Origin of the sequence: Bacillus sp. Leaf49 (assembly GCF_001426125.1) — a bacterium.
Lineage (GTDB): Bacteria > Bacillota > Bacilli > Bacillales > Bacillaceae > Bacillus > Bacillus altitudinis.
In genome coordinates, this window is record NZ_LMRK01000024.1 from 77,391 (window position 1) to 102,255 (window position 24,865).

Annotated in this window: 26 protein-coding genes; 20 read left to right on the forward strand and 6 right to left on the reverse strand. The window is 42.6% G+C overall.

Annotated features, from left to right (window positions below):
- The first annotated feature begins 2 nt into the window (after nt 1-2).
- Complete coding sequence (locus ASG46_RS18000; protein WP_046344245.1) at nt 3-623, forward strand: Type 1 glutamine amidotransferase-like domain-containing protein; 621 nt, start codon at nt 3-5, stop codon at nt 621-623.
- A 56-nt stretch (nt 624-679) separates the two neighbouring features.
- Here ASG46_RS18000 and cysK read toward each other — a convergent pair whose 3' ends face one another.
- Complete coding sequence (gene cysK / locus ASG46_RS18005) at nt 680-1,609, reverse strand: cysteine synthase A (RefSeq protein WP_056705481.1); 930 nt, start codon at nt 1,607-1,609, stop codon at nt 680-682.
- Between the two features lie 93 nt (nt 1,610-1,702).
- On the opposite strand from cysK, the gene thpR reads away from it, so the two are divergent.
- From thpR to ASG46_RS18025, 4 genes are all read left to right on the forward strand, one after another.
- Nucleotides 1,703-2,254 (forward strand): RNA 2',3'-cyclic phosphodiesterase, encoded by a 552-nt coding sequence (gene thpR, locus ASG46_RS18010; RefSeq protein ID WP_056705564.1) that lies wholly within the window; start codon nt 1,703-1,705, stop codon nt 2,252-2,254.
- 25 nt (nt 2,255-2,279) lie between these two features.
- On the forward strand, nt 2,280-3,215 hold the full coding sequence (locus ASG46_RS18015; protein ID WP_056705485.1) for a hypothetical protein: 936 nt from the start codon (nt 2,280-2,282) through the stop codon (nt 3,213-3,215).
- A gap of 47 nt (nt 3,216-3,262) precedes the next feature.
- Nucleotides 3,263-4,192 (forward strand): YegS/Rv2252/BmrU family lipid kinase, encoded by a 930-nt coding sequence (locus tag ASG46_RS18020; protein ID WP_050827575.1) that lies wholly within the window; start codon nt 3,263-3,265, stop codon nt 4,190-4,192.
- 284 nt (nt 4,193-4,476) lie between these two features.
- A complete protein-coding gene (locus ASG46_RS18025; protein WP_026050132.1) occupies nt 4,477-5,277 on the forward strand; it encodes a phosphotransferase family protein in 801 nt (266 codons plus the stop codon).
- Here the strand turns inward: ASG46_RS18025 and ASG46_RS18030 are convergent.
- Nucleotides 5,274-5,549: a YtzH-like family protein gene (locus ASG46_RS18030; protein ID WP_017358323.1), complete on the reverse strand. Its 276-nt coding sequence runs from the start codon at nt 5,547-5,549 to the stop codon at nt 5,274-5,276. The two genes, ASG46_RS18025 and ASG46_RS18030, sit on opposite strands and share 4 nt — an antisense overlap.
- A gap of 188 nt (nt 5,550-5,737) precedes the next feature.
- Between ASG46_RS18030 and trmB the strand changes: the two genes are divergently transcribed.
- From trmB to ASG46_RS18045, 3 genes are all read left to right on the forward strand, one after another.
- Nucleotides 5,738-6,379 (forward strand): tRNA (guanosine(46)-N7)-methyltransferase TrmB, encoded by a 642-nt coding sequence (trmB, locus tag ASG46_RS18035; protein ID WP_025207815.1) that lies wholly within the window; start codon nt 5,738-5,740, stop codon nt 6,377-6,379.
- A gap of 116 nt (nt 6,380-6,495) precedes the next feature.
- A complete protein-coding gene (locus ASG46_RS18040) occupies nt 6,496-7,344 on the forward strand; it encodes a YtnP family quorum-quenching lactonase (RefSeq protein WP_035391091.1) in 849 nt (282 codons plus the stop codon).
- A 73-nt stretch (nt 7,345-7,417) separates the two neighbouring features.
- Complete coding sequence (locus ASG46_RS18045; protein ID WP_056705489.1) at nt 7,418-9,115, forward strand: NAD-dependent malic enzyme; 1,698 nt, start codon at nt 7,418-7,420, stop codon at nt 9,113-9,115.
- A 40-nt stretch (nt 9,116-9,155) separates the two neighbouring features.
- Here ASG46_RS18045 and ASG46_RS18050 read toward each other — a convergent pair whose 3' ends face one another.
- The gene (locus tag ASG46_RS18050; RefSeq protein WP_003217759.1) at nt 9,156-9,470 is read right to left on the reverse strand and encodes a PepSY domain-containing protein; all 315 of its coding nucleotides are present in this window, start codon (nt 9,468-9,470) and stop codon (nt 9,156-9,158) included.
- 199 nt (nt 9,471-9,669) lie between these two features.
- Between ASG46_RS18050 and ASG46_RS18055 the strand changes: the two genes are divergently transcribed.
- Nucleotides 9,670-10,743 carry a M42 family metallopeptidase gene (locus tag ASG46_RS18055; RefSeq protein WP_017358321.1) on the forward strand — a complete coding sequence of 358 codons (1,074 nt, stop codon included), beginning with the start codon at nt 9,670-9,672 and terminating at the stop codon, nt 10,741-10,743.
- 43 nt (nt 10,744-10,786) lie between these two features.
- Here the strand turns inward: ASG46_RS18055 and ASG46_RS18060 are convergent, their stop codons facing one another.
- Complete coding sequence (locus ASG46_RS18060) at nt 10,787-11,233, reverse strand: YtoQ family protein (RefSeq protein ID WP_007501817.1); 447 nt, start codon at nt 11,231-11,233, stop codon at nt 10,787-10,789.
- 200 nt (nt 11,234-11,433) lie between these two features.
- On the opposite strand from ASG46_RS18060, the gene ASG46_RS18065 reads away from it, so the two are divergent.
- From ASG46_RS18065 to ccpA, 11 genes are all read left to right on the forward strand, one after another.
- On the forward strand, nt 11,434-12,462 hold the full coding sequence (locus ASG46_RS18065) for a PTS transporter subunit IIC (protein ID WP_019743715.1): 1,029 nt from the start codon (nt 11,434-11,436) through the stop codon (nt 12,460-12,462).
- Entirely contained in the window at nt 12,449-12,769 is a 321-nt protein-coding gene (locus ASG46_RS18070) for a thioredoxin family protein (RefSeq protein ID WP_003217665.1), read from the forward strand. Before ASG46_RS18065 ends, ASG46_RS18070 begins: the two co-directional genes overlap by 14 nt.
- An 18-nt stretch (nt 12,770-12,787) precedes the next feature.
- Nucleotides 12,788-13,600 carry a DUF1444 domain-containing protein gene (locus ASG46_RS18075; protein WP_008343044.1) on the forward strand — a complete coding sequence of 271 codons (813 nt, stop codon included), beginning with the start codon at nt 12,788-12,790 and terminating at the stop codon, nt 13,598-13,600.
- A 16-nt stretch (nt 13,601-13,616) separates the two neighbouring features.
- The gene (gene ytpR / locus ASG46_RS18080; RefSeq protein WP_007501813.1) at nt 13,617-14,222 is read left to right on the forward strand and encodes a YtpR family tRNA-binding protein; all 606 of its coding nucleotides are present in this window, start codon (nt 13,617-13,619) and stop codon (nt 14,220-14,222) included.
- A gap of 196 nt (nt 14,223-14,418) precedes the next feature.
- Entirely contained in the window at nt 14,419-17,175 is a 2,757-nt protein-coding gene (locus tag ASG46_RS18085) for a DNA translocase FtsK (protein ID WP_056705492.1), read from the forward strand.
- Between the two features lie 302 nt (nt 17,176-17,477).
- A complete protein-coding gene (gene murC / locus ASG46_RS18090; protein WP_008343047.1) occupies nt 17,478-18,776 on the forward strand; it encodes a UDP-N-acetylmuramate--L-alanine ligase in 1,299 nt (432 codons plus the stop codon).
- A gap of 222 nt (nt 18,777-18,998) precedes the next feature.
- Nucleotides 18,999-19,415 carry a DUF948 domain-containing protein gene (locus tag ASG46_RS18095; protein ID WP_017367864.1) on the forward strand — a complete coding sequence of 139 codons (417 nt, stop codon included), beginning with the start codon at nt 18,999-19,001 and terminating at the stop codon, nt 19,413-19,415.
- 29 nt (nt 19,416-19,444) lie between these two features.
- The gene (locus ASG46_RS18100; protein WP_017358316.1) at nt 19,445-19,915 is read left to right on the forward strand and encodes a YtxH domain-containing protein; all 471 of its coding nucleotides are present in this window, start codon (nt 19,445-19,447) and stop codon (nt 19,913-19,915) included.
- A 30-nt stretch (nt 19,916-19,945) separates the two neighbouring features.
- On the forward strand, nt 19,946-20,269 hold the full coding sequence (gene ytxJ / locus ASG46_RS18105; RefSeq protein WP_007501805.1) for a bacillithiol system redox-active protein YtxJ: 324 nt from the start codon (nt 19,946-19,948) through the stop codon (nt 20,267-20,269).
- A 214-nt stretch (nt 20,270-20,483) separates the two neighbouring features.
- Entirely contained in the window at nt 20,484-21,560 is a 1,077-nt protein-coding gene (locus ASG46_RS18110) for a bifunctional 3-deoxy-7-phosphoheptulonate synthase/chorismate mutase (protein WP_017358315.1), read from the forward strand.
- A gap of 450 nt (nt 21,561-22,010) precedes the next feature.
- Nucleotides 22,011-23,012 (forward strand): catabolite control protein A, encoded by a 1,002-nt coding sequence (gene ccpA, locus ASG46_RS18115; protein WP_008343056.1) that lies wholly within the window; start codon nt 22,011-22,013, stop codon nt 23,010-23,012.
- Between the two features lie 43 nt (nt 23,013-23,055).
- On the opposite strand, the gene ASG46_RS18120 is transcribed toward ccpA, so the two are convergent.
- Both ASG46_RS18120 and ASG46_RS18125 read right to left on the reverse strand, forming a co-directional pair.
- Nucleotides 23,056-24,216, reverse strand: a complete 1,161-nt coding sequence (locus ASG46_RS18120) for an acetoin utilization protein AcuC (protein WP_008343057.1) — start codon at nt 24,214-24,216, stop codon at nt 23,056-23,058.
- Nucleotides 24,213-24,854 carry a CBS and ACT domain-containing protein gene (locus ASG46_RS18125; RefSeq protein WP_047945275.1) on the reverse strand — a complete coding sequence of 214 codons (642 nt, stop codon included), beginning with the start codon at nt 24,852-24,854 and terminating at the stop codon, nt 24,213-24,215. The genes ASG46_RS18120 and ASG46_RS18125 overlap by 4 nt, the downstream gene beginning before the upstream one ends.
- Between the last annotated feature and the right edge of the window lie 11 nt (nt 24,855-24,865).

A 24,865-nucleotide genomic window follows, 5' to 3' on the forward strand; every position in this document is an offset into this window, starting at 1 on the left:
CCGTGAAAAAAATGTTCTTATGCTCTTCATTCAAAGACAGCTATTCTCTCTTGTCTGACTTTGCAGGCGACACCTTAAAAGGAAAAAGTGTGACATTCATTCCGGTAGCCAGTGAAGTGGAAGAAGTCACGCACTATGTCGATGCAGCAAAAGAAGCCTTTCATCAATTAGAAATGCGTGTAGAGACTGTTCAACTGACCGGGCAAACGGTTCAGGAGATCACACAGATCATTAGGAAGAATGATGTCATGTATGTATCTGGCGGCAATACCTTTTATTTGCTGCAAGAATTAAGAAAGCACGGGCTCGATCGTGTATTGAAAGAAGAGATCGGCAAAGGCAAGCTGTATATCGGAGAATCTGCGGGGAGTATTATCATGGCGCCAAGCATTGAATACATCTCACTGATGGATGATCAGGAGAAAGCGCTAGAATTATCTTCCTTTGAAGGATTCAATGAGATCAGCAGCTATCCGGTACCGCATATAAACAATCCTTATTTAGGTGAAGCCGCGCAGCACATCATAGAGAAAGATCAAAATACGCTCTCTTTATGCCCGCTCACTGATGAACAAGTTTTACTTGTGACAGGCGAACAGACTGAGGTCAAGACGGTCTTGTAGGAGTTGTTCATATGAAACGAAGAAAAAGGAACAGGAGCATACGCCCTGTTCCTTTTTTAATCTTGAAACACATCACTTGATAAATAACGTTCACCCGTGTCTGCTGTCATACAAATGACAATGTGATCCTTTGGCATTTGCTTGGCTGCTTCAATCGCTGCATAGCATGCCGCACCAGATGATGGACCGACTAAAATACCTTCAAGACGGGCGAGCTTTCGTGTGATGTCGTAAGCATCTTCATCACTCACTTGCACAATCTCATCATACACCTGTTCGTTTAAAATATGTGGGATAAATCCTGGACTTGTGCCAACAAGCTTATGTTTGCCAGGTTTCCCGCCTGATAAAACAGGAGACCCCTTTGGCTCTGCCACATGTATCGTCAATTCCGGGAATGCTTTTTTGAGTTCCTCTCCAGTGCCTGTAATGGTTCCGCCCGTTCCAGCAGTTGCGACAAAAGCGGCAAGCGGCTGCCCGATCTGTTGCACTGCATCGATAATTTCTACAGCCGTTGTCCCTCTATGAGCATCGGGGTTCGCACCGTTGTCAAATTGCATGGGAATAAAGCTGTTAGGAATTTGAGCAGCTAATTCTTCTGCCTTGCGAATACAGCCTGGCATTTTTTCCTCCCCTGGGGTTAAAACGACCTGTGCGCCGTATGCCTTTAAAATATTGATTCTTTCTTGGGTCATCGTATCAGGCATGATCAGAATGGCTTTGTAGCCTCTTGCAGCAGCGTTCATCGCTAAGCCAATTCCTGTATTCCCGCTCGTTGGTTCAATAATCGTTGCCCCTTTTGTGAGCTTTCCTTGTTTTTCTGCCTCAAGGATCATATTGTAAGCAGCCCGATCTTTTACACTTCCGCTAGGATTAAATGATTCCAGTTTTAAATAAACAGCAGCGCCATGTTCTGGCTGAAGGCGCTGTAATTTTACAAGTGGTGTATGACCTATTAATTCAGCTATATTTTGTGCAACCTTCATCATGTGACACCCTTTCTTCTCATTCCGCATTACTTTAGTTATACTATCATCAATGGGGATTCGTAAAGTTTGTTAAAAAGGACAGGTGAAAATATGGCCGAAAGCCGTCATTATTTTATCGGGATTCCAATCCCTGAACAACTCGCGTATCAAATGAAAGCGGATATAGACAAGAGGAGCGGACTATCCTTTCAAAAATGGACAGCACCCATTGATTATCATGTCACCCTTGTGTTTTTAGGTGCGATTCCAGAGGGCCGTTTAAATAAGATTTCTGAGCTACTTGCACAGCTGTCTCCTGAGGTGTCTGCTTTCCCGCTGAAGCTGAATGAAGTAGGGATATTTGGCCAAAAGGAGCGGCCGAGAGTCTTTTTTGCAAAGCCTAGTGAAAGTAAGCCTTTGATGGATCTAAGAGAAAAAGTGAAAGCAGCCGTTTTGACAGCAGGTCATCCTGTCGAAAAGAGACCCTTTCATCCACATATGACGATTGCGCGCAAATGGAATAGAGAACAGTCCTATATAGAACAAGCACCCTTACGGAAAGAACCATATTCGATGGAGGTTTCTAGTATCGCTTTATTTGAAATCCGTCTAAAAGAAACCCCGCGTTATCACGCGATCAAACAATTTACACTACATAAATGATTCTAGAGGTTGGAGTGAGCAGCAGATGGCGCAAATTATTAAAATCCAAGATTATATATCACGATATGAACAAGACCCGCATCATTACATCAATCAGTTTATTCGGTTGAAAAAACAAAGATGGGACGAGTTAAAAAAGGCTTCAAAAGAGCAGGTGCAAAAGCAGGCTGACCAAGCCACCGAGCAAGCACCTGAACAAGAGGAAGAAAAGAGAAAGAAATTCTCCTTAAAAAGAAAGCAAAAAGAAGCCGATATGAAAAAGGAACGGGACCTGAGTCTTTTTAACGAGCCAACAGATATAGAACAAGGTGTTTTTACAAACGTTCCTACCGATGAAGCGAAGCTGATTCACTTTTTTAAAGATCATCTTTACGATGTTCAGTTAAAATGGGCCAGCTCGACGATTTCTCATATTTCAACTGTCTCCCATCACATTCGCTATGATGAAAAGCTGCGGATGCTTGCAAGGCAGCTGCCAGATTCTTATTTTGTGATGTACAAGCCGGTGCTGCTCATTCAAAAAGCTGAGATGGAATTGTGTCCAGTGCTCATTACACCGCTTGAAGTCATCTGTTTATCATTCTTAGAAGCAGAGCCAGACAGCGTATATATTGGATCGAAGGAACGTTTTTGGGAAAAGCGGGCGACGGGAAAAGCTGTTCAATCCGTTTTAAACCCTTGTGCAAGCCTTCTTCGCTCTGGAACTGTTGTGTCAAAAATTTTACAGCAAAGTGGTGTAGAGCTTCCTGTGAAAAAAATCCTCATCAGCCGCACCTCGTATATTGATTTGCCCGAAGTTCCATTCGGGATGGAGGTTGTCGATAAGAAGAAAGCGGAGGATTGGTTTGACAAGCAGCGGAAAAACACCGCGCCGACAAAGCACCAGCAATTCAAAGCGACAAAGGCATTGCTCGCTTACGGTGAATCAGACAGCAAGAGAAGGCAGGAATGGCTCGATTAAAGGCATATCAAGGTCACCAAAAAATGAGACCTGAGTGGAGCTAATATATGAATGAATGGTACTTTATCGTCAATCCAGCAGCAGGACAAGGAAAAGGACTCCGCACTTGGAGAAGCATAGAGAAAGAATTACAAAAGGTAGAGATCTCCTACAGATCGTTTCTTACCCAGCATGAAGGACATGCCGAAGTTTTGGCGAGACAGATTAGCGCTATGCAAGACGACAGATTGAAACGGTTGATCGTCATTGGCGGTGACGGCACAATTCATGAAGTGCTAAATGGTTTAAAAGAAATCGATCATGTGCAGCTAAGCTTTGTCCCAGCAGGTCATTGGAATGATGCTGCGAAGGGGCTGGGCATCCAGCGTCATGATGTGATCAAAGAAGTGAGAAAACAAAAGAGGATGCTGACGAAAACATTTTCTCTCGGTTCCTTTCAAGATCATGCAGAAAGTCCGCAATCTGTTTTTTTTCTCAATCATATTGGTGTTGGGTTTGATGCGCATGTCTTGAAGAGAACGGTCCATTTTAGAGGGAAAAAGTGGCTCAACCGACTCAAACTCGGGTTTATCATCTACCCGCTGTCTTTTCTACATTCGTTATGGTCATTCAAACCGTTTGACCTTGCTCTTTTTATTGAAAATGAGAGAAAAGTTTTTCGCCAAGTGTGGTTTGTGATCGTATGTAATCACCCTTACTATGGGGGCGGGCTGGAAGCAGCGCCGGAAGCGAGTGCGAGGCAATCAGGATTTCAAACGCTCGTTGTCACGGATTTGAATCCATTGAAAGTTCTCTTATTTTTAAGTGCAATGGTTTTTAAAAAGCACCTTGTAATGGAGGGAGTCACCCTTTTTCAGCATGAAGAAGCCTACTTGGAGGCAGATGAAAAAATCTTATTTCACGCCGATGGAGAAGTGATTGGCGCCACTCCAGTGTTTGTTAAGGCTAGTGAGCGATCGTTAAAATTACGTGGCTAAGAAGCAGCCAGTGTGCGCACGAGCAAAAGAAACATGAAAAAAGACTTCCCTTTTCATAAGGTTCTTGTCCTGTTTTTCTAGTTTTGCTTGACGAGTATAAGAAGGTAGCGATAAAATCTAAAGGACGGCTATTGTTTAGCATCTCATTCTCAATAGCTGTCCTTTTTGTTTTTATGATCATATAAATAAAAAATAAACAGCCAATTGATCTCAATCGGCTGAATTTTGTCGACTAAAAAAGCATGATTTAAAATATTTTAAGAAATGATGGGTTGAAAATTGATATGAACTGGTTGGGACAAATATTAGGTAGCGAATGGCACATCTCTCCTGCTGGAGGCGCTACGGGAGATGCGTACTTCGCAACACACAATGACCAAAAGCTATTTTTAAAACGCAATACGTCACCGTTTCTTGCGGTTTTGTCAGCTGAAGGCATTGTGCCGAAGCTTGTCTGGACAAAACGAATGGAAAATGGGGATGTCATCACTGCACAGCACTGGCTGAGCGGCAGAGAGCTGAAGCCAAAGGACATGAATGACCGTCCTGTAGCGGAGCAGCTAAGAAAAATTCATACATCAAAAGAGCTGCTCGATATGCTGAAACGATTAGAAAAGCACTCGCTTGACCCGGCATCGATCTTGATGCATCTCAAGGCATCGATCTTAAAAGAGCAGATTGACTCACATGATATCACGCGCGCCATCCAGTATTTAGAGAAACATGTGGACGCAGTTCATTTCGAGGATAAGGTCGTATGCCATTGTGACCTCAACCATAATAATTGGCTGCTGACAGATGAAAATCAGCTCTATTTAATTGATTGGGACGGGGCAATGATTGCAGATCCAGCGATTGATCTTGGACCGCTCTTATACCATTATGTTGAAGAAGAGAACTGGGAAAGCTGGCTCTCTATGTATGGTGCTCCGCTGACCGACAACTTGCGAAAACGCATGGCATGGTATGTGCTGGCTGAAACTGTCTCGTTTGTCGTTTGGCATAAAAGAAAAGGAAATGAAAAGGCGCAAAAAGAAGTGCAAGCCGAGCTACATGCACTCTTAAAACGGTTAAACATCCATTAAGACAGTGGAATGTTCTCGACCCAGTTAGATAGATGAGATTGATGCGCTTCGATATGTGCATCAATTGAACTGACAGAGGTGCCTTTTTGGCTGTAATCATAAATATCGGTTAGTAGCTGACGAACGTCAGCATCCAAATCTTCTTTTGCCAGCATTAATTGAATCACGCGTCCCACCTGTTCATATTCTGCAACAGTCCCGCAGCAATCCAGCTGGTGATCAGTTAAAATATCTTTGATTAATTGAAGCTGATGTTGGCGGTTTAATCCCATACGTATGCTCCTTTCAAGCGTGTCATTTATGTGGTTAAACTGTGCATTCAGCTTTGATTTTATACATGAAGCAGACCAGCCCAAATAGCAGCTGGTCTTTTTCATATGTGCGGATAAGTTGCTGTCTTGCGGCTCTTTATGTTTCATGGTATCTTGATAAAATGTAAAGAAAATAGAGGTGTATCAAATTGAGAATGCGACATAAACCGTGGGCGGATGATTACTTAGCTGAAAATGCTCATATTGCTTTAGCCAACCCTGAACAATACAAAGGGAAATGGCATGAGCTGTTTGGAAATGATCATCCAATCCATATCGAAGTCGGTACAGGAAAAGGGAGCTTTATTGCCGGAATGGGCAAGCTTCATCCTGAGATAAACTATATCGGCATTGAATTATTTAAAAGTGTCATTGTGACGGCAGTCGATAAAATCAAAGAAACAGATGTAGAAAACGTAAAGCTTCTGAACATCAACGCAGAGACACTGACAGATGTCTTTGCGGAAAATGAGATTGACCGGGTGTATTTAAACTTCTCTGATCCGTGGCCAAAATCAAGGCATGAAAAACGTAGGTTGACGTTTAAAGCCTTTTTAAAGCGATATGAACAGATCCTCCGTCCAGGCGGTGAATTACATTTCAAAACCGATAACCGCGGACTATTTGAATATTCCTTGAAAAGCTTTTCGTCTTACGGACTCCTTTTAACGTATGTGAGCCTTGATTTACATGAGGATGGCCTCGAAGGAAATGTCATGACAGAATATGAAGAGAAATTCTCTTCCATGGGACAACCGATCTATCGATCAGAAGTGAAATTCCCTGAATAACAAGCGAACAAAGCTGGCTGCAACGAACGATTGCGGTCAGCTTTTTTTGATAAAAAGATTAGCACATGCGATTTTCCTTTGTATTTGCTACGATAGAAAAAGGAGGGATGACAGCAATGGAGACAATGAAAATAGGTGAAATGGAACTGTTCTGGTTAAATGGGGGAGATACACACATGGATGGCGGTGCCATGTTTGGCGTGGTGCCAAAGCCATTATGGTCAAAAAAATACCCTGTGAATGATCGAAATCAAATTGAATTACGGTGTGATCCAATGCTCATACGGTGGAACGGTCTTCATCTGTTAGTAGATTCCGGCATCGGATCAGGGAAGCTGACAGAGAAACAAAAACGCAATTATGGCGTCACAGAGGAAACGAAAATAGAAGAATCACTTGCGGCTCTCGGTTTGCGCCCATCTGATATAGATTACGTCTTAATGACTCATTTGCATTTTGATCATGCAAGCGGGCTGACAAAACGTGAAGGCGATGAGCTCGTGTCTGTTTTTCAGCAGGCAAAAATCATCACGTCCAAAATTGAATGGGACGAAATGAGAGCACCGAACATCCGCTCAAGAAATACATATTGGAAAGAAAACTGGGAGCCTGTTGCCGATCAAGTCATGACATTTGAAGATAGCATCGAAGTAACAGAAGGCATTCGCCTGCATCATACAGGTGGACATAGCAATGGGCATAGCATCTTAACGCTCACAAGTCAGGGAGAAACAGCTATTCATTTAGCGGATATCATGCCGACACACGCTCATAAAAACCCGCTTTGGGTCTTGGCATACGATGATTATCCAATGACCTCGATCCCAGCGAAGCAAAAATGGCAGGCATTTGCCGAAGAAAACAATGCATGGTACTTGTTTTATCATGATGCCATCTACCGTGCTGTAAAGTGGGATGAAGACGGGGCAATGACCCATGAGGTCAAAAGAGAAACCGGAAGATAAAAGATCATCTGTATGTTTTTTCGCCTTTCACACAAAATAACGACAAAATGAACTTGTGAAAGGAAGAGTGCAGGTGAATCAATTTTATCGTGTACATGGTGATGTCATCGAGACACCGTTAAGAGGGATCGAAGTCATGTCTGTCCCTTATTTAAACAAAGGAGTCGCATTTACAAAGGAAGAGCGGGAAGAGCTTGGGTTAAAGGGATTTCTGCCGCCGAAGGTGTTAACACTAGAAGATCAAGCAAAGCGTGCATATGAACAGTTCAAAGCACAGCCAGATGCACTTGGGAAAAATGTCTATTTAACTGCGCTTCATGACAGAAATGAAGTGCTCTTTTATAAATTATTAAATGAGCATTTGGCAGAAATGCTGCCGATTGTTTACACACCGACCGTAGGAACAGCGATTCAGCGTTACAGCCACGAGTATAGAAAGCCAAGAGGAATTTATTTATCCATTGATGACCTAGAAGGAATGGAAGAAATTTTTGCATCTTACGGAGTGGATGAATCAATTGATCTCATTGTCGCAACAGATGCAGAAGGAATTTTAGGCATCGGCGACTGGGGTGTTGGCGGAATTGCCATTTCAGTCGGGAAGCTGGCTGTTTATACAGCCGCAGCAGGGATTGATCCTAGCCGTGTGCTGGCAGTGGTGCTTGATGCTGGGACCAACCAGGAAAGCCTTTTAAATGATCCGCTTTATGTGGGAAATCAGCACTCCCGCGTTCGAGGAGAGCGCTATGATCAGTTTATTGATCAATATGTTGAGCTTGCCCGTGCGACTTTTCCAAATGCACTTCTTCACTGGGAAGACTTCGGTACAAAAAATGCGCGCGCCATTTTGGAAAAATATAAGGACCGTATTTGTACGTTTAATGATGATATTCAAGGAACTGGAGCCGTCTCACTTGCTGCCGTTCTGGCTTGTGCAAAAGCATCGAAGGTTCCGCTGAAAGATCACCGAATCGTGATCTTTGGAGCAGGTACAGCAGGGATTGGTATAGCCGAGCAAATTCGTGATGCCATCGTGCGAGATGGTGTCAAAGAAGAGGAATCATATGATCATTTCTGGTGTATTGATAAAACGGGATTGCTCACAGATGATTCACCTGACATTCAGCCATTCCAAAAGCCGTATGCAAGACGTTCTGATGAAGTGAAGGATTATGCACGTAATGGTCCAAAGCATTCAATTGATTTGTTAGAGGTCGTGAAGCAGGCGAAACCTACGATCTTAATTGGTACCTCAACTGTAGGTGGGGCATTTACAGAGGAAATAGTGAAAGAAATGGCGTCACATGTAGAGCGGCCAGCGATTTTACCGATGTCTAACCCGACACCTCTTTCAGAGGCAAAGCCGGAAGATCTCATTGAATGGACAGAAGGACGTGCGCTTGTCACAACGGGAAGCCCGTTTGATCCGGTTGAATATGGTGGTGTGACATATGAAATTGGGCAGGCAAATAATGCCCTTGTGTTTCCAGGGCTTGGTCTTGGAACGATTGTGTGTAAAGCCCGCCTCATGACAGACAGCATGTTTGTTGCGAGTGCTGAAGCGATTGCGAGCATGGTCAATGTCGGAAAACCGGGTGCTGCGATGCTCCCAAGTGTTGATCAGCTCAGAACAGTTTCAGCGACAGTGGCTGTCCGTGTGGCACAAGCAGCGATTGACGAAGGAATTGCGGAAGAAACCCCTCATGATCTCATTCAGGCTGTGCAAGACGCCATGTGGCACCCTGTATACAAAAAAATCAAAGCCATCTAAAAAAAGCTTCGCAAGGACTTGTCTTTGCGAAGCTTTCTTATTAAGCAACAGAATCAATGACATCAACGATCATGCCTGTTTTTGCATCAATCATGACTTCATACTGTTCCAGCTCGCCAAAGGCGGAGCGTGTAATGCCAGATTTGTACACATCAATCGTTTCACCATTTACGGTATACGGTTCTGGTACAGTATAAATCCAAGAGCCATCAATCGGGCCGCGCTGTTTAAAAGCGGATTTCACAATTTTTAACGCTTTTTCAGACGAGATATACGTCGGGAAAAAGACTTTCTTTGCAACAATTGCAGCGGCTACGCCAATACTCGCACCAATCAGAACATGTTTTAACTTCAACGTGCTGCACCTCCGTATTGCTGTTTTTTCCATTATACAAAACTTGTCCAGCGATGTTAAGAAATCCGAATACTTGAAAGCATATTCAAAATTTCTGGAGAGATACTTGGAAAACCGAAAGAATTCTTATAGTATAAAGTGAGTGTTATTTTTATAGGAATTTATATGGTCATTACATAGAAATGAGGGTAACTGTCAAATGAACGAAGAAACAATGTCGCTTTTCCGAAATTTAACAGAATTACAAGGGACTCCAGGTAATGAGCACCATGTGCGTGCTTTTATGAAAAAGGAACTTGAGAAATATTCCGATGAACTCATACAGGATCGTCTTGGCGGAGTGTTTGGTGTCCGCAAAGGCCCAGAGAACGCGCCGAAGATTATGGTGGCTGGTCATATGGATGAAGTCGGCTTTATGGTGTCATCCATTACGAAAAATGGAATGATTCGTTTTCAAACACTTGGCGGCTGGTGGAGTCAAGTGATGCTTGCGCAGCGTGTGGATGTTCATACGGATCACGGGCCAATTCCGGGCGTTGTATCGAGCACACCTCCTCATCTTCTGACACCAGAACAAAAAAGCAAACCAGTAAAACCGTCAGATATGCTGATTGATATTGGTGCAGACAGTGAAGAAGAAGCGAAAGAGCTTGGCGTTCGCCCAGGGCAGCAAATCGTTCCTGCAACGGTCTTTACCCCAATGGCCAATCCGAAAAAGATTTTAGCCAAAGCTTGGGATAACCGCTATGGGTGCGGACTTGCCATTGAATTATTGAAAGAATTAAAAGACGAAGCTCTTTCATGTCAGCTATATTCAGGCGCAACCGTCCAAGAGGAAGTAGGGCTCAGAGGGGCTGAGGTAGCTGCGAATATGATTCAGCCTGATCTGTTCTTTGCTCTAGATGCGAGTCCCGCAAATGATGTGACGGGAGACAAATCACAATTTGGCCAGCTTGGAAAAGGTGCACTTCTTCGTATTTATGATCGCACGATGATTACGCACCGAGGCATGAGAGAATTTGTCCTCGATACAGCCGAAACAAACAATATTCCATATCAATATTTCGTATCGCCAGGCGGTACGGATGCTGGACGTGTTCATATCTCAAATCAAGGTGTACCATCTGCTGTTATTGGTGTATGTGCGCGTTACATTCATACAAGTCACTCTGTCTTGCATGTGGATGATTATGCAGCGGCAAAAGAATTAATTGTTCGTCTTGTGAAAAATTGTGATCAAAGCACGGTGGATTCGATTTATCAACAAGTGTAAACGATAAGAAAAAGGCTGCCTCATTAAGAGCACAGCCTTTTTCTTATTCTTGTTCAAACACGTATGACAACGCCTTAATTGCTTGATTCACTGTTTCGACAGTGATATTTGCTTTGTTTGATAGTTCCTTTAGGGGATGATGTAATTCTTTAGGACGAATCAAAATAAGGGGTTTTCCTTTGGCGATGGCAGAAGAAGCATCCATTGCCGTGTTCCACTGTTTATATTTCTCACCAAAGCGGGCGATGACGACGTCTGCCTTATTTAATAATAGTTCGGTGCGGAAATTGTTCAAATCAGAAGCCGCATCGTCTTTCAAGATGGCATTTGGCTGTCCGCCTAAAATATCTTCTCCGATGTTATCTGATCGGTCATGATTCTCCATTGGACCAACAAACGTCACTGGCAGTTTCAAAGACTGGCTTTTTTCCTTAATTTCATCGCGCCACTGGCTGTGAATTTCTCCAGCTAAATAAACCGTTAATTGCATAACAATTTCCTCCTTGTGCACAAACTTAGTAAAGGTTTGCCCTGTTTCTTTTCATGTTACACAAGAAGTGCTTGATAAAGCAAAAAAAATATGATTATGATATTCATGGTAGAGACTATTTTTCATCGTAAGAAGACTACATATAATGGGAAGGACAGGCCTCTTCGTCTTTCCTATGAGAAAGCAGGAAGACGACGTTGATGACTTATTTAAAAAGAAAGGGTATTTCCCTTTCGCCAAAGGTGTATTTTATTGATGCACTCTCTTATATGGCTTTAGGTCTATTTGCTACATTAGTGGTAGGGCTGATTTTAAAAACAGCAGGCGGCCTGTTATCATTTCCTCTCATCGTGGAAATGGGAACGCTCGCAATGGGGCTGATGGGACCAGCAATTGGCGTAGCGGTTGCTTATCGCTTAAACGCTTCTCCTTTAATTATTTTCGCAAGTGTTGTTTCAGGTGCCGCTGGAGCAGAGCTTGGGGGACCTGCTGGAAGCTTCGTGGCTGCTCTCATTGGTGTGGAATTAGGCAAACTGATCAGTGGTGAGACAAGAATTGATATTATTTTAACGCCGCTTGTTACGATTATCACAGGTTTTCTCACCGCTGCTTTCATCGGCCCTGGGATTCAGGCGGTGATGACAGGGCTCGGCAGGCTGATCGTATGGGGGACTGACCAAAGTCCACTCATCATGGGCATGCTGGTTGCAACCATTGTTGGACTTGCTCTTAGCTCACCGATTTCAAGTGCTGCGCTTGCGCTGATGCTTGATTTAAGCGGTCTTGCTGCTGGTGCGGCAACGATTGGCTGCTGTGCGCAGATGGTCGGCTTTGCTGCTGCAGGATTTAGAGAAAATCGTTTTGGCGGTCTTGCTGCGGTAGGCATTGGAACATCAAAACTACAGCTGCCGAACATTGTGAAAAATCCGCTCATTCTCATTCCGCCGACGATTGCAGGACTGATCCTTGCGCCAATTGGTATTATTGGCTTTGGGATGGTCAATAATGCGGCAGGAGCGGGTATGGGAACGAGCGGTCTTGTCGGCCAGCTCATGACACTCACAGTCATGGGATTTCATCCATCCGTTTTCCTCGCAATTGCTCTTTTGCATATCGTTGGCCCGGCAGTGATTAGTTTGGTAGTATCAGAATGGATGAGAAAGAAAGGCTATATACAATTCGGAGATTTAAGTATACAAACTGGAGGAATCAAACATGAAAAAAATTGAATCAAACGAAGAATTACAAAAAGTGATTCAAGAAGACTTAACCGTATTACTATTTTCAGCTGACTGGTGCCCGGACTGCACATTTATTGAGCCGTTTTTGCCAGAGCTTGAAGCAAACTATCCAGAATTTGAATACTTCTATGTGGATAGAGATCAGTTCATCGATACTTGTGCAGAGTGGGAAATTTACGGAATTCCAAGCTTTTTAGTCTTTAAAAACGGACAAGAGATCAACCGTTTTGTCAGCAAAGATCGTAAGACAAAGGAAGAGATTGAAGCATTTTTAACAGATTCTCTTTCTAAATAACGAAAGGAGGGTCTTATCATGGCGAAAATGACATCAAGACAGCTTGCCAATCAATTGAAAAGCCGTCTGACGAACGACAGCTGGACCCACCAGTTTGACAGGGAAAAAGATACGCTTCGTGTGGAAGATAAACATACAGGAAAGGGTATCACGCTTGAGCTCCCACCGATTATTGCAAAGTGGGAAGTAAAGCCTGATGAAACACTGGATGAGATCGTTTATTATGTGAAAGAGGCGCTCAGCGCTATGAAAGGTGAAGCGCAGCACATCTCAGGTAAAGAGAAGCACATTTATCCGGTCATTCGTTCAACGTCCTTTCCAGAAACATCAAGTGATGAGATTCCGCTCGTTTTTGATGAGCATACAGCAGAGACAAGAATCTACTATGCACTTGACCTTGGAAGCACCTACAGATTAATTGACGAGAAGATGCTGCAAAAGGAAAACTGGACTAAAGAACGAATCAGAGAAACCGCAAGTTTTAACGTCCGGTCACTAAAGACTGTCGTGAAAATGGATGAAGTGGCGGGCAACCGTTTTTATTTCTTCCGTGCAAACGACGGGTACGATGCAAGCAGAATTTTAAATGAATCGATTTTACAAGAATACGCGCAAAAAGTAGAGGGGCAAATGGCTATTTCCGTTCCCCATCAAGATGTGTTCATCATTGCAGATGTACGCAATGAATCAGGCTATGATATTTTAGGGCAAATGTCGATGAGCTTCTTCGCCAGCGGCACGGTTCCGATTACCGCCTTGTCATTTTTATATGACGAAGGCAAGCTTGAACCGATCTTTATTCTTGCGAAAAGCAGACCAAAACAGCAGTAGAAGGGAATTTTGAAGAATGAACGTTTTTTATAATGCAGAAGGTGTCGGCGACACACTCCTTATTTCATTAAAAGATGTAACAAGAGAAGAAGTAGGTCATGAAACGTTTGGAGATGTCGTAAGAATCTTCAATCAAGACACAAAAGAAACAACAGGTTTTAATATTTTCAATGCATCTACTTACATGAAAATTGAAGAAAACGGATCTGTACCGCTTTCTGAAACGCTTGTTCAAGATATCAATGAAATTTTGAACCGCAACGGTGTCAGTGAAACATTAACAGTTGATCTATCACCTAAGTTTGTGGTCGGTTATGTGAAGGAAAAAGAAAAACATCCGAATGCAGATAAACTGAACATTTGCCAAGTAGATGTTGGCGATGAAACCTTACAAATCGTGTGCGGTGCACCAAACGTTGATCAAGGTCAATATGTTGTGGTTGCAAAGGTCGGTGCTGTGATGCCAAGCGGTTTGGTGATCAAAGATGCTGAACTAAGAGGTGTTCCTTCAAGCGGAATGATTTGTTCTGCAAAAGAATTAGATCTTCCGAATGCGCCTGCTGAAAAAGGAATCCTTGTTCTAGAAGGAAGCCGCCAAGCTGGCGAACCATTTGAAGCGTAACCTCCCATAAACGGGTACAAATGAGCGAAGAATGTGTTATACCAAAAGTCACTAAGTACGTACTTAGTGACTTTTTTTCATCTACAGACAGCATGAACAGCAAAGCGTAGCACTTTTCTTGCTTTTCTGCATGAAAAAGCAATGGTATACTAAAAATCGCCCAAGAAAACGTAAGGGGAGTTAAAGTGAGTGATAAATGATGAGTTGGTTAGATAAATTTTTTAGTGTATTTTTAGGAGAAGAAAAAAAAGAAGAAAAAGCTGAGAGGCCTGAAACAGGTCCGATTGCACCAAAGCAGCCAGCTGTTGAACAGCATAAAGAATATAAAAAAGTTGAAGATACGAAAGTGTATTATGAATATCCAAAAGGCAATTTCCGCTTTCCTCTCGTTCCAGATGAACCTGCACGTGAGGCAGCAAAGCAGCAAGAAAGAAGGCGCACGCGGCCAAGTCAGCCAAAGGCAAAGCAGACGACCTATCAGCCAAAACAAACGGTGCAGCCTGATCTCAATAAAAAGCCTTTTAAACCAGAGCAAATCCCTTCACCCATCTATGGCTACCACCAGGATATGCGTCCAAAACATGCAGCAGCCAAAGAAGACACATCTTCTGTCAAAATGAAATCGGCAGAAGAAACGTCACAGCGTGTCACACTGTTATCAGAAGAAGCAGAGCGTGAACGGAATGTAAGACAGCAAATGAACATCCCGTCTATACGAAAAGAACAACGGTTGGAAGACATGATGTCAGCCCAAACAGAAGAACAAGTACAGAAGCAACCTGTCACGACGCCGCTTACTTTGCAAGAGGAACTCGCTTATCAAGATCACGTTCAATCAACGATGGAACGTTTATATGACGAGCCTTTCAGTGAGACAGAGGATCAAGATCAAGCTTTGTCACAGACCAAAGACGATCGGGAAGCATTCTTACATATGGAGCAAGCTGAAGCATCTAACGAGCCTCTAGAGATGGAGCAAGAACAGGCAGTCACCATTGAACAAGAAGAGCCGATGATTCCGCTTGAAGATGATGCTGAGAAAAAAGAGAGCTTTACATTTGAAACAGCTGAAAGCGCATCACCAGCTCTCGACATGGAGATAGAAAGCCCAGTAGAAGAAACTGCGATGCTGGAAGAGAAGAACATAGAGGCTATGGAGGAAACAACAGAGTCTGCATGGATAGAAGAAAGTCAAGCAGACGTGTCAGCGGCAGCATTTGAACATGAAGAACCGGTGATCATACAGGATTCGCAAGATGATGATTCTATGCCGGAAGAAGAAATAACAGATGATGAAGTCATGCCAGTTGAAGAAGCATCAGATGAATTCGCTGACTCTGGACAAGCAGAGATCGCCGCGGATATGGCAGAGCAGCATGAAGAAACGCCCGAAGTAAAACGAGAAGCACCGAATCGTGAAGAACCAAAACCGTCTTCTCCACAGCCAAAGCACTCAAGCGGTCAAACCTCCACCGTTCCTTTTAACGTCATGATGTTAAAAAGTGATCAGCGCGTGCAAGGACAGAAGAAAACGGCAGATGCACAAGGCTATGTATTTCCGAGTTTAGCTCTTCTAGACGTTCCGCCAGCACAAAAAGAAGAGGACGGAACATGGGTGAAAGAACGGGCAGAACTGCTCAATGCCACACTGAAAAACTTCAATGTCAGAGCAAGTGTTGTTCATGTGACGCAAGGTCCTTCTGTTACAAGATTTGAAGTACATCCTGAACCAGGCGTGAAAGTGAACAAAATTACAAACCTGTCAGATGATATCAAACTCAGTTTGTCTGCAAAAGATATTCGAATCGAAGCGCCGATTCCTGGGAAGAACACGATTGGAATCGAAGTGCCGAACCTTCACAGTAAAATGGTTTTCTTAAGAGAAATGATCAGAAGCAGTGCCTTCAGAGACAATCCATCTCCATTAACGGCGGCACTCGGATTGGATATTTCCGGTCAGCCCGTTGTGGTTGATTTGCAAAAAATGCCGCACGGCTTAATTGCCGGAGCAACAGGTTCAGGGAAAAGTGTCTGTATTAATACCATTCTCGTGAGCCTGATGTTTAAAGCCTCACCTGATGAAGTGAAAATGCTGTTAATCGACCCTAAAATGGTCGAACTGGCACCGTATAATCACATTCCGCATCTTGTGAGCCCGGTTATTACTGATGCCAAGACAGCAACAGCTGCTTTGAAATGGGTAGTAGATGAAATGGAAAGACGCTACGAACTGTTTGCACACTCTGGTGTGAGAGAAATCAAACGATTTAACGAACTGGTGAAAGAAAAACAAATGGGTGAAAAACTGCCATATCTCGTCGTTGTCATTGATGAGCTGGCTGATTTAATGATGGTCGCACCAAATGAAGTCGAAGAAAGCATTTGCCGAATTGCCCAAAAAGCAAGAGCATGCGGGATTCACTTACTCATTGCGACGCAAAGACCTTCTGTTGATGTCATTACAGGCCTCATTAAAGCAAACATCCCAACAAGAATTGCTTTCTCTGTTTCAAGCCAAGTGGATTCAAGAACGATCATTGATATGGCAGGTGCTGAAAAGCTTCTCGGAAAAGGAGACATGCTGTTCTTAGAAAATGGCTCTGGCAAACCGACAAGACTACAAGGGAACTTTGTATCAGATCGAGAGATTGATGAAGTGGTAGCGCATGTGAGAAAACAGCGCAAACCTGTGTTCCTTTTTGAACAGGAAGAATTGATGCTCCAAGGCTCTGCCATTACAGACGAAGATGAATTGTTTATGGACGCATGCCGGTTCGCCATCGAGCAAAATAGTGCAAGTACATCCAGTTTGCAAAGAAGATTTAGAATTGGCTACAATCGAGCAGCAAGATTGATTGATATGATGGAACGTGAAGGAATGATCTCTGGGGCAAAAGGCAGTAAGCCAAGAGAGGTCCTCATGACACTGAGTGACTTAGAACAATTGATCTAAACAAACCACTTCATTTTTTTGATAAACATGGTATGATAGCACATAGGTGCAATTTTTGAATTGGACGCTTTTCGCATGCCTGTCTGAACGCTTTTTAATGAAAATGAGCGAAAGCAGGTGTTAGAAATGGGAAAGTTGTCGGATACTAATCATAGTTAATATTGATTAGAATAGGAAGATCGGAAAAAAATCTTTATTTGGAGCTGCGATTTGTGATCAGCTAGAGACAAAAATCACAAGTTGCAAATTGAAATGAGCGTCATATACTGTAAGTCAGATAGACGTTTGTTGGAGGTACAATTATGACTGTTTATCATTTTGTTGGAATAAAAGGGACAGGTATGAGTCCACTGGCCCAAATTCTTCATGATACTGGGTATACTGTCCAAGGATCGGATATCGAAAAACATATCTTTACACAAAAAGCATTAGAAGAACGAAATATTAAAATTCTTCCATTTGACCCAGATAATATTCAGCCAGGGATGACGGTGATTGCAGGAAATGCATTCCCAGATACACACCCTGAGATTGAGCGTGCTCTTTCTGAAGGGATTCCTGTTATTCGTTATCATAAATTTCTTGGAGAATACATGGATTCATTCACAAACGTTGCAATTACGGGTGCTCATGGTAAAACATCGACAACAGGTCTGCTTGCACATGTGATGCAAGCGGCAAAACCAACTTCCTACTTAATCGGTGATGGATCTGGAATGGGGAAAGAAAACAGCGAGTATTTTGTATTTGAAGCGTGCGAATACCGCAGGCATTTCCTCAGCTACCATCCAGACTATGCGATCATGACCAATATTGATTTTGATCACCCTGATTATTTCACGGATATTGATGACGTGTTTGATGCGTTTCAAAACATGGCACTTCAAGTGAAAAAAGCCATCATCGCTTGCGGTGATGACGAGCATCTGCTCAAGATCCAAGCAAAAGTACCTGTTGTGTACTACGGATTCAATGAAGAAAATGATTTCCAAGCACGAAATGTTGTGAAAAACACAGAAGGCACGACATTTGATGTATTTGTACGTAATACGTTTTATGATACCTTCTACATTCCTGCTTACGGAAACCACAATGTCCTTAACTCATTAGCGGTCATTGCATTATGCCACTATGAGGCCATTGATGTAGAGCTCATCAAAGGTGCTTTAACGACATTTGGAGGTGTGAAACGACGCTTTAATGAAAAAGTAGTCGGTGAACAAGTCTTAATTGACGATTATGCGCACCATCCGACTGAAATTGAAGTCACGATCGAAGCAGCTCGCCAGAAGTATCCAGACCGTGATATTGTAGCAGTCTTCCAGCCGCACACTTTCACTCGTACACAGCAATTTTTAAGTGAATTTGCGGACAGTCTGAAAAAAGCAGACTATGTATACCTCTGTGATATTTTCGGTTCAGCTCGTGAAAACATTGGGAAACTAAGCATTGAAGATTTGCGGGAAAAAATTCCGCAAGCCCAATTGATTGAAGAAGAAGAGACATCTGTGCTGAAAGCACATGAAAATGCGATCTTGGTCTTTATGGGAGCAGGAGATATTCAAAAGTATCTTCGTGCTTATGAGAAAGTCGCAGTATAATTGCCTGTCAAAAAGTGCCGATTCAATCGGCGCTTTTTATTTTGAATAAAATGTGACAAAGGGGCTAAATGTGACAAGATGTGCCGCTTTTTTTCGTTCGCTGTGGACAGGAATTGGCGAATAAGTGTAGAATTATTATTCAATCGGTCATTCTAGGCGATGTTTGAATGATACAACGAGAGGGTATTGAATTGAATATGCCCGCAGCAAAGGAGGTATCAGATGATTATTATTCTCTATTTAAGCGTTGCACTCATCGCAATCGCTTTCCTCATTCTTGTCATCTACTTGTCCAAAACATTGAAATCCTTACAGCTGACATTAAAGAATGTCGCATCAACTTTAGAAGGTCTTGAAGGACAGATGCAAGGCATCACCACAGAGACAGCACAGTTGCTACATAAGACCAATCAGCTTGCTGAAGATATTCAAGACAAATCGGCAAAACTTAACACAGTTGTGGATGCGGTGCAGGGAATTGGCGGCTCGATCAACCAATTTAATACAAGCATAAAGCAGGCAGCTGGTGCGGTTTCTTCATCCGTTGAACGAAATCAGGAGAAAGTCACGGATGTGGTAAGCTGGAGTAACGCAGCACTTGAAATCTATAAAAAATGGAAACAACGTAAACAACAATAATCAACCATTTTCGCATAGGAGGAATAATCATGAGCAAAGACGGAATCAATAGCAAAGACTTTTTGATCGGAACACTTATCGGTGGCATTATCGGTGCAACAACGGCATTATTTTTAGCACCAAAGTCAGGGAAAGAGCTTCGCGATGATTTGAACACCCAAGCGAATGCCCTAAAAGAAAAAACAGATCGTCTCACAACAGATGCAAAGGAAAAAGGCACTGAATATGTGACGATTGCGAAAGACAAAACATCTGAATTGTCTCAGCTCGTAGCAGAGCAGTCAAACCAGATTTTAGACAAAGTAAAAGACATAAAAGATCGTACAGCTGGAAAAGCTAAACAAGTAAAAAGCGAAGCAGAAGATGCTGCAGCAAATATTGCAAATGAAGCTTCAGATGTAGCAGATGAAGCAAAAGTAAGAGCACAAGAAGCAAAAGCAGACATTGAAGACGGCATCAAAGATGTCAAAGCAAAAGTAGAACAATCTACGAAAGGCTAACTCGCTGCTTAAGTTAGGAAGGAGCACATCATGTCTAAACAACTCATAGAAACAGAAGAACAGTTTGATCAACTAACGAATCAAGACGGAACCTTTGTCTTTTTTAAGCACAGTTTGACATGTCCAATCAGCCAAGCTGCTTTTCAAGAGTTTGAAGCGTTTGCGTCAGAACATGAGGATGTTCCTGCTTATTTCTTGCAAATTCAAAACACAAGAGAGCTTTCATCCTATGTGACTGAAAAGTCAGGGATCAAGCACGAAAGCCCGCAGGCACTCATCTTTAGCGGTGGCAAAGTAAAGTGGCATGCTTCTCACTCAAGCATTACAAAAGAAGCGCTTGAACATAACATGTAGAAAAACGTCAGCGATTGCTGACGTTTTTTTTATAAAAAAGGTTTACTTGCATCAAAAGTATGCTATAATCTTACACATAATACTTTATCGCTTAAAAGCGTTTGGGTAATAAAGAATTTTTTCGTGACAATTCCGAAATCTTTGTTTATAATAAACCCTATTATAAGAGATCAAAAATAAAAAGCGAGAGCGGGCAGAGGAAAGGATGACAAAAATGAGCAACAATGAATTGGAACAATTGAGACAGCAAGCAGATGAACTAAATCTTCAAATCTTAAAACTGATCAATGAAAGAGGAAACATTGTAAAAGAAATTGGAAAGGCAAAAGAAGCGCAAGGTGTCAACCGTTATGACCCTGTCAGAGAGCGCACAATGCTTAATCAAATTCTTGAAGAAAATGATGGCCCATTTGAAAATTCAACGATTCAACATATTTTCAAAGAAATTTTCAAAGCAGGTTTAGAGCTTCAAGAAGATGACCACAGCAAAGCACTTCTTGTTTCTCGTAAGAAAAAACCTGAAAATACAATTGTAAATATCAATGGAGAAGCGATCGGTGACGGAAAACAACGTTTCATCGTTGGACCATGTGCCGTTGAAAGCTACGAGCAAGTTGCAGAAGTAGCGGCAGCAGCGAAACAGCAGGGACTAAAACTTCTTCGTGGCGGCGCATTTAAGCCTCGCACAAGTCCATACGACTTCCAAGGACTTGGCGTAGACGGTCTAAAAATTCTAAAACGTGTAGCAGATGAATACGGTCTTGCAGTTATTAGTGAAATCGTGAATCCTGCTCATATTGAAGAAGCGATTGAGCATATCGATGTCATCCAAATTGGAGCACGTAACATGCAAAACTTCGAGCTTTTAAAAGAAGCCGGTTCTGTGAACAAACCAGTTCTTTTAAAACGCGGTCTAGCAGCAACAATTTCAGAATTCATCAATGCAGCTGAATACATCATCGCACAAGGAAATGACCAAATCATCCTTTGCGAGCGAGGCATCCGCACATACGAAACAGCCACAAGAAATACACTAGATATCTCGGCTGTGCCAATCTTGAAACAAGAGACACATTTACCAGTCTTTGTTGACGTGACACACTCAACTGGACGAAGAGATCTACTTCTTCCAACAGCTAAAGCAGCTCTTGCGATTGGAGCAGACGGTGTGATGGCAGAAGTGCATCCAGATCCATCTGTTGCCCTATCTGATTCAGCGCAGCAAATGGACATTCCACAATTCGAAAAATGGTTAGATGCGTTAAGACCACTTGTCAACATTCATGCGTAATGATAAATAGAAAAGCCGCCGGATGACAGCCCGGCGGTTTTTTCATGAAAAAATACGATTAAGATTGGCAATGAAAGGAAGAGAGCACATTGCAAGCTAAAAATATGCTTGTTCACAATGTTTTCATTTTTAAAATTCGATAGAATCTGCTAAGATCATTGTCATAGCTGACGTTCGCGACGATTTTTGGTGAAATATGATTCAATTTACAGGTAACAAGCTCATTAAAGTTTGTTTAATTTAGTTATAAAAAGAAAGGGAACGTTTTCATATGAAGAAAAAACGTGTATAATTTCATAAAAGAATGTCATTTTGATGTAGATTGAAAAATTATGTGTCTCTTTTCATCGTTTTAATGACAAATAGGATATTATTTTCCTCGTATCTGACATGTCTCTATCCAATTGGTGAATGCTATAGATATGAAGTGTATTTGAAGGAGTGATTTATGTGAATAATGTTACAATATATGATGTAGCAAGAGAAGCAAACGTAAGTATGGCAACGGTATCACGCGTTGTTAATGGTAATCCAAACGTAAAACCAACAACAAGAAAAAAGGTACTTGAAGCAATTGATCGTCTCGGCTACCGTCCAAACGCAGTCGCACGAGGCCTTGCAAGTAAAAAGACCACAACAGTTGGGGTCATCATCCCTGATATTTCAAGTATCTTCTATTCAGAGCTTGCACGAGGAATTGAAGATATTGCGACGATGTACAAGTACAACATTATTTTGAGCAACTCAGACCAAAATACTGATAAAGAACTTCATTTGTTAAACACAATGCTTGGCAAACAAGTAGATGGAATCGTTTTTATGGGCGGAAACATTACAGATGTGCATGTGGAAGAATTTAAGCGCTCTCCTGTACCAATTGTACTTGCAGCATCTGTTGAAGAGCAGGCACAAACACCATCAGTCAACATTAACTATGAACAAGCCATTTATGATTCAGTTCAGCTATTAGTTGAAAAAGGACATAAACGAATTGCGTTTGTATCTGGACCAATGTCAGAACCAATTAACTCTATGAGAAAGCTTGCTGGTTATAAGCGTGCGCTTGAAGAAGCTGGTATCGCGTTTGACGAAGCGCTTGTTGCTGAAGGAGACTACTCATATGACTCTGGTATTGAAGCGCTCGCTAATCTGCTTGAGCAATCTGACAAGCCGACGGCTGTGATTGCAGCGACTGACGAAATGGCGCTAGGTGTCATTCATGGAGCGCAGGACAGAGGCGTATCAATTCCTGAAGATTTAGAAGTGATTGGCTTTGATAACACAAGACTATCCCTCATGGTGCGCCCTCAATTGACAACAGTTGTTCAGCCTACTTATGATATTGGCGCTGTTGCGATGAGACTTTTGACAAAGCTCATGAACAAAGAACAAGTAGAAGATCAAATTGTTGAATTGCCACATAGAATTGAAGAAAGACAATCGACGAAATAAAAAAGAAAGCAGGCTCACTTGATCAGTGGACGCCTGCTTTTTTTTATGCCTTTTTCTTTTCTCGTCTAACAGGCATGAGTGCTTTTTCTACCGTTTGCGCATTTTTTTCTGTAATTTCTGCTCTTCTTGGAATCGGTGGATATAAATCGTCAGGATCTAGCCATGTGGATGGAAGCGGAACAGGAGATTGTTTTTCCCATGCCCGAATCCATTCCTGAGGAAGCGCATCTGGTGGTGTAATGCCTTTCATCTCAAGCCAAATGCGGCTCCATGCTCTTGGGACGACACGCCAAATATCATAGCCGCCTCCGCCCACAGCGATCCATTTTCCATCACAATATTGATGCGCCAGCTCATGGGCAATTCTAGGAATTTCCTCATATATTTTCATGGTAGCAGATAAATGCGTCAAAGGGTCGTAATAGTGGGCATCTGCTCCATTTTGCGTCAAAATGACATCTGGTTTAAAAAAAGCAGCAATCTCTGTCACTGCTGTTCGATAGGCTTCTAAAAATGATTCGTCTTCTGTAAATGCGTCAAGCGGGATATTATATGCATAACCATAGCCTTTATCATGACCCCTTTCCTGTACTTGTCCAGTTCCAGGGAACAAATAGCGCCCTGTTTCATGAATGGAAACAGTACATACCTCTGGATCATCATAGAAGCTAAACTGGACACCATCGCCATGATGAGCATCTGTATCAATATATAAAATTCTAGCGCCATATGTCTTTTGAATATACTGAATGGCCACAGAGCTGTCATTATAAATACAAAAGCCAGAAGCACGCCCTTTAAATCCATGGTGAAGCCCGCCGCCAAGATTGAGCGCATGCTGCGAATGCCCAAGCATCACTTGATCAACCGCTGTTAATGTCCCGCCAACTAGGAGAGAAGCTGCCTCATGCATCCCTGCAAACATCGGGGTGTCCTCAGTGCCAAGACCATAACGTTCCCCCTCTACGGTGGACAGTTTTCCTTCACTTGCTCGCTGTACTGCTTGAATATAGTCTGCTGTATGGACGAGCTTCAACTCCTCCAGCGTCGCCATCCGAGGTGCGACAATCTCATCATCCGTTAACGCCTTCATTTTTTGAAGAAGATCATAAGTTAAGTAGACGCGAAGCTGATTGAAGGGATGATCTTGGTGAAACTGGTACGTTTGAAAAGATGGTGAAAAAACAAAGGTCGCTTCCTTCATTTGATCGTCTGCTCCATAGGCCATAGCACCTTATAGCCTTTTGCACGAATTAGCTTCGTCACATGATCTGCATGCATCGTTTGAAGGCGGAAGACGAGCACTTTAGAGGCTTCATTGGCATGTGGGTACACGAGTACACTCAGCATTTGAATATGCTGCTCTTTTAAAATGGCCGTAATGTCTGCAAGACCCTCTGTCACTTGCGCTACTTCAACCTCTAAATGTGATCCAGGCTGATCTGCACCTGTTAGTCTTACAAACGTACGAAGTAAATCTGTTTTTGTGATGATCCCTACAAGCTTGCCACGTCTCACAACGGGAAGACAGCCAATTCCGTGTTCAAAAAAGACACTTGAAATCTCCTCAACGAAATCAAGCGGATGAGCGGTAATCGTCTCTAGCACCATGATGTCTTCAACCGGCCGCTGAATAAAAAGCTGCCTTTTCTCTGTTTCAAAAATACTTGGACTGGCATTTTTAATATCCCGATCTGTCACCATCCCAATGACAGATCCCTGCTCAGATACGATGGGAATATGCCGAATGTGATGTGCACTCATTTTTTGAATGGCTTCTTCAATCGTATCGGTTTTGCGCAGCGTGATCACATCACGCTCCATAATTTGTTCAATCATCATGTTTACCAATC